Annotated in this window: 14 protein-coding genes; 6 read left to right on the top strand and 8 right to left on the bottom strand. The window is 59.3% G+C overall.

What is annotated here, in order from left to right; translation table 11 throughout:
* Window positions 1-12: 12 nt before the first annotated feature.
* The 6 genes from rsmG to hemE form a co-directional block, all read right to left on the bottom strand.
* The gene (gene rsmG, locus ACTJKE_RS02585) at window positions 13-654 is read right to left on the bottom strand and encodes a 16S rRNA (guanine(527)-N(7))-methyltransferase RsmG (RefSeq protein WP_058321626.1); all 642 of its coding nucleotides are present in this window, start codon (window positions 652-654) and stop codon (window positions 13-15) included.
* Window positions 651-2,534 (bottom strand): tRNA uridine-5-carboxymethylaminomethyl(34) synthesis enzyme MnmG, encoded by a 1,884-nt coding sequence (gene mnmG, locus ACTJKE_RS02580; RefSeq protein WP_113479863.1) that lies wholly within the window; start codon window positions 2,532-2,534, stop codon window positions 651-653. The genes rsmG and mnmG overlap by 4 nt, the downstream gene beginning before the upstream one ends.
* Before the next feature lie 100 nt (window positions 2,535-2,634).
* Window positions 2,635-3,963 (bottom strand): tRNA uridine-5-carboxymethylaminomethyl(34) synthesis GTPase MnmE, encoded by a 1,329-nt coding sequence (mnmE, locus tag ACTJKE_RS02575; RefSeq protein WP_112995091.1) that lies wholly within the window; start codon window positions 3,961-3,963, stop codon window positions 2,635-2,637.
* 374 nt (window positions 3,964-4,337) lie between these two features.
* The gene (gene rho, locus ACTJKE_RS02570; RefSeq protein WP_093233478.1) at window positions 4,338-5,603 is read right to left on the bottom strand and encodes a transcription termination factor Rho; all 1,266 of its coding nucleotides are present in this window, start codon (window positions 5,601-5,603) and stop codon (window positions 4,338-4,340) included.
* Between the two features lie 194 nt (window positions 5,604-5,797).
* On the bottom strand, window positions 5,798-6,340 hold the full coding sequence (gene hemJ, locus ACTJKE_RS02565) for a protoporphyrinogen oxidase HemJ (protein WP_440691132.1): 543 nt from the start codon (window positions 6,338-6,340) through the stop codon (window positions 5,798-5,800).
* Window positions 6,337-7,368, bottom strand: a complete 1,032-nt coding sequence (gene hemE, locus ACTJKE_RS02560; RefSeq protein ID WP_110879966.1) for a uroporphyrinogen decarboxylase — start codon at window positions 7,366-7,368, stop codon at window positions 6,337-6,339. The genes hemJ and hemE overlap by 4 nt, the downstream gene beginning before the upstream one ends.
* Before the next feature lie 407 nt (window positions 7,369-7,775).
* On the opposite strand from hemE, the gene ACTJKE_RS02555 reads away from it, so the two are divergent.
* The 5 genes from ACTJKE_RS02555 to dnaQ are packed head-to-tail and all read left to right on the top strand — an operon-like array spanning window position 7,776 to window position 11,377.
* Window positions 7,776-8,597: a pyruvate, water dikinase regulatory protein gene (locus ACTJKE_RS02555; RefSeq protein WP_057252021.1), complete on the top strand. Its 822-nt coding sequence runs from the start codon at window positions 7,776-7,778 to the stop codon at window positions 8,595-8,597.
* A gap of 31 nt (window positions 8,598-8,628) precedes the next feature.
* On the top strand, window positions 8,629-9,228 hold the full coding sequence (locus ACTJKE_RS02550) for a Maf-like protein (RefSeq protein WP_057252123.1): 600 nt from the start codon (window positions 8,629-8,631) through the stop codon (window positions 9,226-9,228).
* The gene (locus tag ACTJKE_RS02545; protein ID WP_112995089.1) at window positions 9,221-10,078 is read left to right on the top strand and encodes a shikimate dehydrogenase; all 858 of its coding nucleotides are present in this window, start codon (window positions 9,221-9,223) and stop codon (window positions 10,076-10,078) included. The genes ACTJKE_RS02550 and ACTJKE_RS02545 overlap by 8 nt, the downstream gene beginning before the upstream one ends.
* A complete protein-coding gene (gene coaE, locus ACTJKE_RS02540; RefSeq protein WP_112995088.1) occupies window positions 10,078-10,680 on the top strand; it encodes a dephospho-CoA kinase in 603 nt (200 codons plus the stop codon). Before ACTJKE_RS02545 ends, coaE begins: the two co-directional genes overlap by 1 nt.
* A complete protein-coding gene (dnaQ, locus tag ACTJKE_RS02535; RefSeq protein WP_112995087.1) occupies window positions 10,673-11,377 on the top strand; it encodes a DNA polymerase III subunit epsilon in 705 nt (234 codons plus the stop codon). Before coaE ends, dnaQ begins: the two co-directional genes overlap by 8 nt.
* 61 nt (window positions 11,378-11,438) lie before the next feature.
* Here dnaQ and secB read toward each other — a convergent pair whose 3' ends face one another.
* Both secB and ACTJKE_RS02525 read right to left on the bottom strand, forming a co-directional pair.
* Window positions 11,439-11,942, bottom strand: a complete 504-nt coding sequence (gene secB, locus ACTJKE_RS02530) for a protein-export chaperone SecB (protein ID WP_057252025.1) — start codon at window positions 11,940-11,942, stop codon at window positions 11,439-11,441.
* Between the two features lie 182 nt (window positions 11,943-12,124).
* Window positions 12,125-12,625, bottom strand: a complete 501-nt coding sequence (locus ACTJKE_RS02525; RefSeq protein ID WP_440691129.1) for an FxsA family protein — start codon at window positions 12,623-12,625, stop codon at window positions 12,125-12,127.
* A gap of 211 nt (window positions 12,626-12,836) precedes the next feature.
* Here ACTJKE_RS02525 and ACTJKE_RS02520 point away from each other — a divergent pair, with 211 nt between their 5' ends.
* Window positions 12,837-13,541 (top strand): Tim44/TimA family putative adaptor protein, encoded by a 705-nt coding sequence (locus ACTJKE_RS02520; RefSeq protein ID WP_057252027.1) that lies wholly within the window; start codon window positions 12,837-12,839, stop codon window positions 13,539-13,541.
* The last annotated feature ends 3 nt before the right edge of the window (window positions 13,542-13,544 follow it).

Below are 13,544 nucleotides of genomic sequence, written 5' to 3'. Positions count from 1 at the left end.
TCCGCTCGCCGATCACTGAACCTTGCGTGATAGATTTGCGATCTCGAGCACAACAGAGTCCGGCTCGACGACGCTTGGATGTTTTACCAGATCGAACTGATAGCGGCCAATGGCTTTGTCGATTTCGCGCTGGTAATCCCGCCCTTTGTGGAAATAGGCGACCGTTTTGCGCTCATCTGCCAGCAACCACGGCGCAGAGTAGTCGAGCAAGAGCGTCAAATCGGCCAAGGCCCGCGCCGAAACCGCGTCGGCGTGCGGAATCACCTTGCCGGCTTCTTCGATTCGAATCGGGTGAACGGAGCCACGCGCGCCCGTTTCGGCCAAGGCGACTCGCAAGAATGCGGCTTTCTTGTTGTTGCTTTCGACGAGATGCACCCAGCCGTCAGCGAACTCCGAGAGATAGATCGCCGTAATGATGCCCGGGAAGCCGCCGCCGCTTCCCAGATCAACCCAGGTCTTTGGCTCGGGCGACAACTGTACAAGCTGCAAGCTATCAACGATATGGCGGCGCCATAGATCCTCAATCGTCGAAGGCGCTACGAGATTGATCGACTTCGCCCACTTCTGAAAAAGGCGGGCAAAGTGCTCCAGGCGTTCATTCGTTTCACGTGAAACACGCAGTCCGTTCAACACATCGATTGGACTCGTTTTCATTGTGCACTTGCCTTTTCTTCGCGTTCTGCGCTTCCGTTTTGACGCTTCAGCCAGGCAAGGATCAGCGATGCGGCGGCGGGCGTCATGCCATCCACCTTCATCACCTGCGACAGATTGCGCGGGGCATGCTGTTTCAGCTTCTGCTTCAACTCATTGGACAATCCCGACAGCCTGTCAAAGTCAAAGCCTTCAGGGATCGCCAGATTTTCCTCGCGGCGAATGCCTGCAATATCCGCCGCCTGCCTGTCCATATAGACCGCATAGGCGGCGTCAATTTCCAGCGCCTCGACGACCCGTGAACCAATCGACGACAGCTCCGGCCAGATCGGCACCAAGGCGGAAATCGATTGATCCAGATAGGAGAGGATTTCAAAGGCGGTGCGCCGCTGGCCATCCTGGTTCAGCTTCAGGCCATGACGATTGCCTTCGGCTGGCGTCACCGAGAGGCTCTTCAACAGTTGCCGTCCATCATCGAACTGTACTTGCCAGTCGGTAAAGCGGTCGCGGCGCGCATCTGAAATACAGCCGAGTTCCATCGCCAACGGCGTCAGTCGCGCATCGGCATTATCAGCGCGCAGCGACAAACGATACTCCGCTCGAGATGTAAACATGCGGTAAGGCTCGGTAATGCCGCGCGACGTCAGGTCGTCGATCATGACGCCGATATAGGAGTTGGTGCGGCTGAAGATCACCTCGGGCCGACCGGTCGCCAGCAGCGCCGCATTCAGGCCCGCGACCAGCCCCTGGGCGCCGGCTTCTTCGTAACCTGTCGTCCCGTTGATCTGCCCTGCCAGGAACAGGCCGGGCATCTTGCGCACCGCCAGCGTCGCGTTCAACTCGCGCGGATCCACATGGTCATACTCGATGGCATAGCCGGGCTGCAGGATCGCCACATTCTCCAATCCCGGAATTGTTCGAATGAACGCCTCCTGGATATCAGCCGGCAATGAGGTCGAGATCCCATTCGGATAGATGGTGTCATCGTCGAGGCCTTCCGGCTCCAAGAAGATCTGATGACCGTCGCGCTCGCCAAAACGCACGATCTTATCTTCGATCGACGGGCAATAGCGCGGACCGACACCTTCGATCTGACCCGAATACATCGCGGACTTTCCGATATTGTCAGCGATGATCTTGTGGGTGGCCTCGGTCGTGCGCGTCACGCCGCAATCAATCTGACGGTTCAGAATGCGGTCGGTCATGAAGGAGAACGGTACAGGATCCTCGTCGGGACCTTGTCGGCCGACACTGTCCCAATCGATCGCGCGCCCATCCAGGCGTGCCGGCGTACCGGTCTTCAGACGTCCCAGCTTCAGACCATAGCGCAGCAGTGTCGCCGAAAGCCCAACAGAGGGTTCTTCACCAACGCGGCCAGCCGGGATCTTCTGGTCGCCGATATGGATCAGCCCCTTCAGAAAGGTGCCGGTCGTCAAAACCACGGACGTCGATGCAAACGTCCGGCCGTCCTTCATGACGACACCGCTGACCTTGCCATCACTCTCGATCAAGTCGAAGGCGTCACCCTCAACCACCGTGAGGTTGGCAATGCCGCTTATTTCGCGCTGCATGGCTTCGCGATAAAGGCGCCGGTCGGCCTGCGTGCGCGGACCGCGGACAGCCGGGCCCTTGCGACGGTTGAGCAGGCGAAACTGAATCCCGCCGGCATCGGCGACCCGACCCATCAGACCATCCATGGCATCGATCTCGCGCACGAGATGGCCCTTGCCCAATCCACCAATCGCTGGATTGCAGGACATCACGCCGATGGTCGACGCCTTGTGCGTGATCAGTGCCGTGTTGGCGCCGAGACGTGCAGCCGCGGCCGCCGCCTCGCAACCGGCATGTCCACCGCCAATGACGATAACATCATACTGGGTCATTGCTCATATCTCCAAGCCAGCACACCTTTGCACCGGCACGAATCGTTTCACGTGAAACACAACGAAGGACTCGCAAACGTTGTATCGTTGTTTCCACAGACTATTTTCCGATACAGAATTCGGAAAATATCACATCCAAAAGGTTCTCGACATCCACCCGCCCGGTAATCCGTCCAATCGCGTCTCCGGCAAGACGAAGCTGCTCTGCTCGGATGTCCAGGCCGTAATGTCGCCCCGCCAAGCTCTCTTCGATTGCCCGAAGAGCCTGCCGGAGACTATCGACGTGACGGCGACGTGAAGGCAAGGCAAGGGACGTTCGACCGCTGAGGTCGGGGAGATGGGCGGCGATCTCATCCAGTAGGCGATCCATGCCTTCACCCGTCCGGGTCGAGATCAAAACATCGGCTTCATCAGGAGACCATTGCCGATCATCTCGATCTATCTTCGTTGCTACACGCAAGACGGCAGTGCCGTCAGATGTGATATCGGACAGAGAATCAAAACCGCTCGCCGTCTCCGAAAGGAGGAGGATCAAATCTGCTCGCTCGATAATTTCTCGCGCGCGACGTATGCCCTCTTGCTCGACACGTTCCTCGGTTTCACGCAGACCGGCGGTGTCATAAAGCTTGACTGAGAATCCGGCTAATGAAAGATCCACCGAGAGCACGTCACGCGTTGTCCCGGCAATTTCCGTGACGATCGCGATATCTCTCTGCGCCAGTGCATTGAGCAAGCTGGACTTTCCGGCGTTCGGCTCACCGGCGATGACGATCTTCAGCCCATCACGGATGATCTCGGCAATCGGCGCATCGGCGATGTGTGCGGCGATCTCCTGTGCAAGCACGGACATGTCCTGCCAGATGCGTTCGCTCACCGAGCCCGGCACATCGTCCTCGTCAGCAAAGTCGAGTTCGGCCTCGATCATCGCCCGCGCGTGCGTGAGACGTTTCGCCCAAGCCGCATAGACCTGCGATTGCCCGCCGCCAGAGTGTTCGATCGCCAGGCGGCGCTGCATCTCGGTCTCGGCGACGATCAGGTCGGCGAGACCCTCGACTTCCACAAGATCCAGCTTGCCGTTCTGGAAGGCGCGTCGTGAGAACTCACCCGCTTCGGCGTGGCGTAGACCTTCGAACTCGGAGAGCTCTTCGAGCAGGGCGTTCACCGCAGCGCGACCGCCATGGATCTGAAACTCGGCGCAGTCTTCCCCCGTGAAAGAGGCTGGTCCGTGAAAATAGAGAACAAGACCGCTATCGATCACAAGACCGTTGCGTGTCCGAATCGTTTTGAGCGTTGCTGCCCGCGGTAACGGGACATCGCCGCACAATTCCCGTAGGACCGCCGCAGTGTGCTGACCGCTGACACGCACGACCGCGACGCCAGCGGGCAGGGCTCCACTGGAAAGCGCATATATCGTGTGCATTGCTGTCATTGGCTCACCTGAAAAGACCGCGGTGACGGAAGGGCGCCTCGCTGGTCGAAACAATGGGGATCGTCGAAGTTCCGGACCGATTGTTTATTCTTCGCGGAGCGTGCTCACGCAGAATGAAAACGGTACTCAAAGGGTCGGGGAGCTTATGCCGAAACGGCGCCGAAATATCAAGGTCCCGCCACGCTCATGTTTCACAGCGTCGGTGTGTTTCACGTGAATCAGCCGGGGCGATCACCGATCCCAGATCCCGGAGAGAACGAGATTGTTGCGAAGCCGAATCAATGAGGAAGAAGAATCCGGCTAAGGTTTTGGGAAAACAAAAGACCGGTCGACGATAAGTCGACCGGTCTCTCAAATCGGATATCGAACGGGTCTTACGTGTTCATCGAGTCGAAGAAATCACCGTTATTCTTCGTCTGCTTGAGCTTGTCGATGAGGAACTCGATCGCGTCGGTCGTGCCCATCGGCGCCAGGATGCGGCGGAGCACGAAGATCTTCTGCAGATCCTGGCGCGGCACCAGCAGGTCTTCCTTACGCGTACCGGACTTGAGGATGTCCATCGCCGGGAAGATGCGCTTGTCGGCGACCTTGCGGTCGAGCACGATTTCCGAGTTGCCGGTGCCCTTGAATTCTTCGAAGATGACTTCGTCCATGCGGCTGCCGGTATCGATCAGCGCGGTCGCGATAATCGTCAGCGAACCGCCTTCTTCGATGTTGCGGGCAGCGCCGAAGAAGCGCTTCGGGCGCTGCAGCGCGTTGGCATCGACACCGCCGGTCAGGACCTTACCCGATGACGGAACGACCGTGTTGTAGGCGCGGCCGAGGCGGGTGATCGAGTCGAGCAGGATGACGACGTCACGGCCGTGTTCGACAAGACGCTTCGCCTTTTCGATCACCATTTCGGCGACCTGGACGTGGCGCGTCGCCGGCTCGTCGAAGGTCGATGAAACGACTTCGCCCTTCACCGAGCGCTGCATATCCGTCACTTCTTCCGGACGCTCGTCGATCAGAAGAACGATCAGGTAACATTCTGGATGATTGGCAGTGATCGAATGCGCGATGTTCTGCAACAGAACCGTCTTACCGGTGCGCGGCGGTGCGACGATCAGACCGCGCTGGCCTTTGCCGAGCGGCGCCACCAGGTCGATGACGCGGGCGGAGAGATCTTTCGACGTCGGAACCTCGAGCTCCATCTTGAAGCGCTCGTTCGGATAGAGCGGCGTCAAGTTGTCGAAGTGAACCTTGTGACGGATCTTTTCCGGATCGTCGAAATTGATGGTGTTGACTTTGAGGAGAGCGAAATAGCGCTCGCCTTCTTTCGGTCCGCGGATCGGGCCCTCGACCGTGTCGCCGGTCTTCAGCGAGAAGCGGCGGATCTGGGAAGGCGAGATGTAGATATCATCAGGACCGGGAAGGTAGTTTGCATTCGCGGACCGGAGAAAGCCGAACCCATCCTGCAGCACTTCAACAACGCCTTCGCCGATGATTTCGATATCCTGAGCCGCGAGCATCTTGAGGATCGCGAACATCAGCTCCTGCTTGCGCATCGTGCTGGCGTTCTCCACCTCGAGCTCCTCGGCAAAGGCGAGCAGATCGGTCGGCGTCTTGTTCTTGAGTTCTTGTAGCTTCATTTCAGCCATGAAGGATCCATGTTTGGTATGGGTAGTGGAGAGATGGCGAGTATTCGTTGGGGAGCTGCGGCTGGAAGAGGCAGGCTCTTGTCTTTGTCACAAGCCATGAAGAGGAGATGGCAGAAAATAGCGATTCACGTGAAACCCTGCAAGGGGCTGTCGCAAATTAGAAACGACTATTGCAAATCACGAATCGATTAAATTCAGAACGGCTTCACCACGACCATGATCACGATGAGAATCATCAGCAGCGTCGGGGCCTCGTTCATCAGCCGCCAATAGCGCGCATCGTGCTTGTTTTCGTCACGCTGAAATTCGCGAACGCCACGGCTGAAGCGCATGTGGACTGCCGTCAAAAGCACCACGAACAGCAGCTTGGCGTGCAGCCACCCGCCGTGGAAGCCATAGACGCTCCAGGCGAGGTAGAGGCCGAGCACCCAGGAGATCATCATCGCCGGGTTCATGATCACCTTCAGCAGCCGCATCTCCATCATCTTGAAGGTTTCCGATTGCGCGGAGCCCGGCGCGGCGTCGGTGTGGTAGATGAAAAGGCGCGGCATGTAGAGCAGGGCTGCCATCCATGACATCACCGCGATGAGATGCAACGCCTTGATCCAGAGATAGAAATCATCCGGCCGCCAGACGAAGAGACCGACGAGAAGCGCCACGAAAGCACCAAGCGCGATCGTTGCCCTGAGCCGCGCCCTGTTGCCGGGCGCTAAGTCGGTCTGCTTCTCGGCCATCATTGCGCTCCACGAACCCGCGCAACCAGCGCCGACACGTGATCCGGATCGGCCTGCGGCGTGATGCCATGGCCGAGATTGAAGATCAGCGGCCCATGGCCAAGCGCATCGAGAATACGATCGATGCCTTCCTCGAGCGCCATGCCGCCCGCCACGACCCGCATCGGATCGAGATTGCCCTGGACCGGCCCTTCCTTCTGCAAATCCTTCGCAAAGGAAAGCGGCACGGTCCAGTCAAGGCCGATGGCGTCGGCGCCCGTCGCCTGGCGATAAGTCTTCAACAACTGACCGGCGCCTTTTGCAAAGGCGATAATCTTTGCATTCGGCCGCTGCGCCCTGACCGAAGCGATCATGCGCTGCACCGGCTTGACCGCGTAACGGGCGAATTCCTCCTCGCCGAGAACGCCGGCCCAGGAATCGAAGATCTGCACGGCATCGGCGCCGGCATCGATCTGCCGCACGAGATAATCGGCCGAGACATCCGCCAGGAAGGACAGCAGATGATCGAAGGCTTCCGGGTTGCGGTAGGCGAAAAGGCGGGCAGGGGCCTGGTCCGGCGTCCCGTGTCCGGCGATCATATAGGTCGCAACCGTCCAGGGAGCGCCACAGAAACCGAGCAGGGTCGTTTCGACGGGAAGTTCAGCGCGCAACCGCGATACCGTCTCAAAGACAGGCTGGAGGTGCTCAGCGATGCCCTCCGGCTTCAGGCGCAAAATACCGTCGACATCGATCGGATCCATTCGTGGCCCGTGGCCTTCCTCGAAGCGCACATTGCGTTTCAGAGCATCGGGAATGACCAGGATATCGGAGAAGAGGATGGCAGCGTCGAAAGCGTATCGACGGATCGGCTGCAGCGTCACCTCGACTGCGAGATCGGGTGTGTAACAGAGATCGAGGAAGCTCCCGGCCGTAGCCCGTGTAGCCCTGTACTCCGGCAGGTAACGGCCTGCCTGGCGCATCAGCCAGATCGGAGGAGGAGACACCGTCTTCCCTGCCAAAACCTCCAGAACCTTTCTGCGCGTTTCGGTCACGGATCATCTCTCCCAATATAAAATCAAAGATATTTAGAAGGTTTCTATTTCTTAGAGTCGGTGGGTATCAAGGATTAAAACAAGCCACTGACTTGTCCACGGCTGTCGCTCGGGACAACGCGCGATGGGACAGTGTCTGGGTAATCTGGAAAAACAGTGCAGAGAGACGAATAAAGGCATTTGGATTCAGTCGGTTAGCGGAACCACGGATTTGGTCACGCTTGTGGACAAGCGGTTGATACGCGTGACACTTTGTCATCGTCGCGAGTCTTTTCCACATTTGCCCCGAAACGGTTTCCGCGACAGCGCCAATTGTGAATAAGTCGGCAGTTTTCCACTTGCCTGGGTCGGCGCCCCGTCGTTAGCTGTCTTTCATCCCGGCTTATCAACAGCACCAGGAGAATTGCGTGGAGAACAAGAAAAACTACTTCCACCTTCACCTGATTTCGGACTCGACGGGCGAGACTCTGATTGCTGCCGGACGCGCCGCCGCCGCTCAGTTTCAGAGCTCGCATGCGCTGGAGCATGTCTATCCGTTGATCCGCAACCGCAAACAGTTGCTGCAGGTCCTCGACGCCATCGATGGTGCGCCCGGCATCGTGCTCTATACGATTGTCGACCGCGAACTCGCCGATGTCATCGATCGGCGTTGCCGCGAGATGGGTGTCCCTTGCGTCTCGGTGCTCGATCCGATCATCGACCTCTTCCAGTCCTATCTGGGATCGCCGTCGCGCCGCCGTTCGGGCGCCCAGCACGTGATGGATGCGGAGTATTTCGCCCGCATCGACGCGCTCAATTTCACGATGGACCATGACGACGGTCAGTTGCCCGCCGATTTCGACGAGGCGGATGTCGTTCTGGTCGGCATCAGCCGGACGTCGAAGACGCCGACCAGCATCTATCTCGCCAACCGCGGCATCAAGACGGTCAACATCCCGATCGTTCCGGGCGTGCCGCTACCCGAAAGATTGATGGAGGCGACGAAGCCGCTCGTCGTCGGCCTGATCGCCACGGCCGACCGTATCTCGCAGGTGCGCCAGCACCGGGTGCTCGGAACGACGCAGGGCTTTCACGGCGATCAATATACGGACAAGGCCTCGATTACCGAGGAACTGAAATATGCCCGGTCGCTTTGCGCCCGCAACAATTGGCCGGTCATCGACGTCACCCGCCGTTCGATCGAGGAAACCGCGGCGGCAATCGTTGCCCTGCGTCCGCGTCTGCGCTAGACCCGAATCGAACAATACGGGAACCTGCATGATGAATCTTTCGCTCGTCCTGGCCTCGGCAAGCCCGTTTCGACGTGCGCTCCTGGAAAATGCCGGCCTCGTTTTCGAGGCGAAGGCAGCCAAGATCGATGAACGTGCGCTGGAAAAGCCACTCGAAGAAGCCGGTGTGGCACCCGAAACTGTAGCGCTCGCGCTGGCGGAGGCAAAGGCGCGCGACGTCGCCGGCCATTTCGGCGACGCGTTGGTGATCGGCTCCGACCAGACCATGTCTCTGGAAGCACGGGTCTATCATAAGCCGAAGGACATGGCGGAAGCGGCTCAGCATTTGCTGTCTCTGTCCGGAAAGACCCATCGCCTGAACAGCGCCATCGTGCTTTTGCGCGGTGAAGAGGTTGTCTGGCGGCACGTTTCTTCCGCCCACATGACGGTGCGGCCGCTGACGGCAGGTTTCGTCGATCGCCACTTGCAGCGTGTTGGCGAAAAGGCGCTTTCGAGCGTCGGCGCCTATCAGCTGGAGGGCGAGGGGATCCAGCTCTTCGAAAAGATCGAAGGCGACTACTTCACCATCCTCGGTCTTCCGATGCTGCCGCTGCTCGCCAAACTTCGTGAACTGGGAACGATCGATGCGTGATTCACGTGAAACATTTGTTAACCACGCCTTCGTCACCGGCTATCCGATCAAGCACTCCCGGTCGCCTCTGATCCATGGTTATTGGCTGAATGAGCTCGGTCTGCGCGGCAGCTATCGCGCGCATGAGGTCAGGCCGGAAGATTTTGCCGCCTTCATCGAAAGCCTCAAGGACGGAACGTCCGGTTTCTGCGGCGGCAATGTCACCATCCCGCACAAGGAGCTCACCTGTCGTCTGGCGGATCGGCCGGATGAGCTGAGCCAGGAACTCGGCGCGGCCAATACGTTATGGCTCAGAGATGGAGCGGTGCACGCCACCAACACTGATGGCCGCGGCTTCGTTGCCAATCTCGATGAGCGGGCGGCTGGCTGGGACAAGACGTCAACCGCAGTCATTCTCGGCGCAGGCGGCGCCAGCCGTGCGATCATTCAGGCCGTCCGTGATCGCGGCATCAAGACGATCCATGTCGTCAATCGGACGGTCGACCGGGCGAAGGAACTCGCCGATCGTTTCGGCCCGGCGGTCGAAGCGCATCCGATGGGCGCGCTCAAAGAGGTGATGGCGGGTGCCGGTCTGTTCATCAACACCACGTCACTAGGCATGGATGGCAGCGAAGCGCTCGTGCTCGATTTCGGCGTCATGGCTTCCAGCGCCGTCGTCACGGACATCGTCTATGTTCCCCTGAAGACGCCGATCCTCGCGCAGGCAGAGGCGCAAGGTTTTGCGATTGTCGACGGTTTGGGCATGCTCCTGCACCAGGCCGTCCCCGGCTTCGAGCTCTGGTTCGGCTGTCGGCCGACGGTCGATGCCACGCTTCGACAACGCATCATCGATGACATGGACCGGCGCTGATGATGATCCTTGGGCTCACAGGATCGATCGCCATGGGCAAGTCGACGACGGCCCAGATGTTCCGTGACTTCGGCGTTCCGGTGAACGATGCCGATGAGGTGGTGCACCAACTTTATCGCGGCGAGGCAGTTGCGCCGGTCGAGGCGGCTTTTCCCGGAACGACGAAAGACGGCGAGGTTGACCGGTCCGAACTGTCGCGCCAGCTCATGGAGGCGCCGGGACGGCTGTCCGAACTCGAGGCGATCGTACATCCGCTCGTGCGCAAGAAGGAACAGGAGTTCCTTGCAAAGTACGCGGCTACAGCTGCGCCCTTTGTCGTCCTGGACATCCCGCTGTTGTTTGAAACAGGAGCGGAAAAAAGGGTCGACCGCGTCATCGTGGTGACCTGCTCGGCCGAGCTCCAGCGCGATAGGGCGTTGAAGCGACCGGGAATGACAGAGGGAAAACTCGCGATGATCCTTGCGCGGCAGGTGCCGGACAGCGAAAAGCGTAAACGCGCCGACTACATCATCGATACCAGCGACAGTTTCGACGTCACCCGCGGCCAGGTGAAGGCGGTCGTCGACGAACTCGCAGCCAGAAACGGAGACGCGGATGCGTGAGATCATCTTCGATACGGAAACGACGGGGCTCGACAATCGCGAGGACCGGGTGATCGAAATCGGCGGTGTCGAACTCGAAAACCAGTTTCCGACCGGCCGCACGCTCCACATCTTCATCAATCCCGGCAGCCGCAAGGTTCATCCGGATGCGCTCGCCATCCACGGGATCACCGACGACTTCCTGAAGGACAAGCCGCCCTTCGCCGATGTCGTCGATGAGATCCTAGATTTCTTCGGTGATGCGCGTTGGGTCGCCCACAACGCCACCTTCGACATGGGCTTCGTCAACGCCGAGTTCGCGCGTCTGGGACTGCCGCCGATCGCCATCGATCGGGTGACGGACACATTGGCGCTTGCTCGCCGCAAGCATCCGATGGGGCCGAACTCGCTCGATGCGCTTTGCCGTCGTTACGGCATCGACAATTCGCACCGCGCGAAACACGGCGCTCTTCTCGACTCCGAACTGCTCGCCGAAGTCTATATTGAGATGATCGGTGGTCGTCAGGCAGCGCTCGGCCTTGTCTCGACGAAATCGGCGGGGCAGTCGATCGAGCTCGATGATGTGCCGATCGTCATCGGCCAGCGTCCGCGTCCGCTGCCGAGCCGGCTGTCGGAGGACGATCTTGCGGCTCACGCTGCGCTGATTGCCAAGATCGGCGCCAAGGCGATCTGGGCAAAATACGATCCCCAGGAATAACCAGGCATCAAAAAAGCCCGGCGCGAGCCGGGCTTCATTGTTTCAGCGTTCTGATTTTCGATCAGTTCGCGGTTTCGTTCGAGTTCGAAACCTGAGCACGGACCTTTTCTTCTGCCATGCGCTGCGCGAACATCTGCGCGAAGTCGATCGGGTCGATCATCAGCGGCGGGAAGCCACCATTGCGGGTCGCGTCGGCAACGATCTGGCGCGCGAACGGGAACAGCAGGCGCGGGCACTCGATGAAGAGCAGCGGCAGCATGTGCTCCTGCGGGAAGCCTGCAACGCGGAAGACGCCGCCATAGGCGAGCTCGACATTGAAGAGAACACGGTCGCCGTCCTTGGCTTCGGCGTTCAGTGACAGAACGACGTCGAAATCGTTCTCTGCGAGCGGATTGGCGTTGACATTGACGTTGATGTTGATCGACGGCGCCTTGTCACGAGCCTGCAGCGAACGCGGAGCGCCCGGGTTTTCGAAGGAAAGGTCCTTGATATACTGGGCGAGGATATTCAGCGACGGGCTCTGCTGCGCGCTGCCGTTGCCGTTGGATGCGGTATCAGTCGTCATAAGGGTTCCTCGACATCAATTCGGTGAGGCCATCTAGCATTTCGGCCTAGGGCTTACAACCCTGCGGACCCGGCGCTTTCAGGCGGATGCGCGTACCTTTGCTCCAAACCGCCAAGCCAGGATTATGCTCCGGAATGTGGGCGACAGAGTGCCGGATGCGCATTCCGCCAAACGCTCCTCGTCTAGGGGCGATCGCGGTCCCCACCTTGCGGCGGATCCTCGTCGTCCTTCCGCGAAAATTCGCCTTCGTCGAGGTCGATGACGCGCGTCGAGGGTCGTGGCTGCCGCGGGTCGTCTTGTGGGTACCAGTTCGTCCCGGATGCCGCCGTCACGATCGTCATCCTCTTGCGCAGATAGGCGGCCACGACGTCGCGGACAAAGGGCAGAAACAGGAGGAGACCGATCACGTCGCTGACGAAGCCCGGTACGACGAGCAGGATCGCCGCGACGAACAGCAAGGCGCCGCCGATCACCTCCCGGCCCGGGTCACTGCCTGTGCGGGTGGCATCCTGCATCCTGCGGATGACGGTAAATCCCTGGACTCGGAGCAGGATCACACCCACAAATGCGCTTGCAAGCACCAGAAGCAGCGTCATCAAAAGTCCGATCTCTCGGCCGACGACGACGAAACCGGCGATCTCGGCGAGCGGGAGCCCGAAGATGGGAATAAGAAATGAGCGCATCAATCTGCCCGAAAATGAAACCTGGTGTTCCCTTAAATCGTCTCCGACTTAAGAGCAAAAACATGCAGCAACTCTAAAGCGCCACAGCGACCTTTGTGCGTCTTAAAAGACGTTCGGTGCTGTAAGGGTGCGACATCGCCATTTGAATGATCTATTCTTGCGGACTATATGGAATAGCCACGAGAAATTCTAACAGCGGTTCCGGGTGGAAATGGGCTCTTTTGACTTCATCACGTTTTTTTTCCTGATCGCCGCGGTGGTCATTTTCCTGCAACTGCGCAGCGTTTTGGGCCGCCGGACAGGAAGCGAACGGCCGCCATTCGATCCCTATTCGCCGCGAGACATGAGCCAGGGGCCGGAAAACGGCGACAAGGGCAAGGTCGTGCAATTGCCGCGACGCGAGAGCGCGGAAGAAGAAGCGGGTCGTTACGAATCGATCGATGCCTTCGCCAAGGCTGGCACAACACTGAACACCCAGCTTCGAGCGCTGAGCGACGCTGATCCGAGCTTCGATCCCAAGGAATTCGTCAACGGCGCCAAGATGGCCTACGAGATGATCGTCATGGCCTTTGCTGACGGTGACCGCAAGACGCTGAAGAACCTGTTGTCCCGCGAGGTCTATGAAGGCTTCGACGCGGCGATCACCGACCGGGAGCGCAAGGGCGAAGTCGTCAAGTCCACCTTCGTCGGCATCGACAAGGCCGACATCATTCACGCCGAAGTGAAGGACAGCGAAGAGAACATCACGGTCCGTATCGTCAGCCAGCTGATTTCGGCGACTTATGACAAACAGGGTGGCCTGATCGACGGCGATGCCGAATCGGTTGCCGAGGTCAATGATCTCTGGACCTTTGCGCGCGACATCCGTTCGCGGGATCCGAACTGGAAGCTGATCGCCACCGAATCCGAAAATTGAGCG

This window comes from Ensifer sp. 22521 (assembly GCF_052044795.1).
Lineage (GTDB): Bacteria > Pseudomonadota > Alphaproteobacteria > Rhizobiales > Rhizobiaceae > Ensifer.
This window is presented reverse-complemented; position numbering and strand designations above follow the sequence as displayed.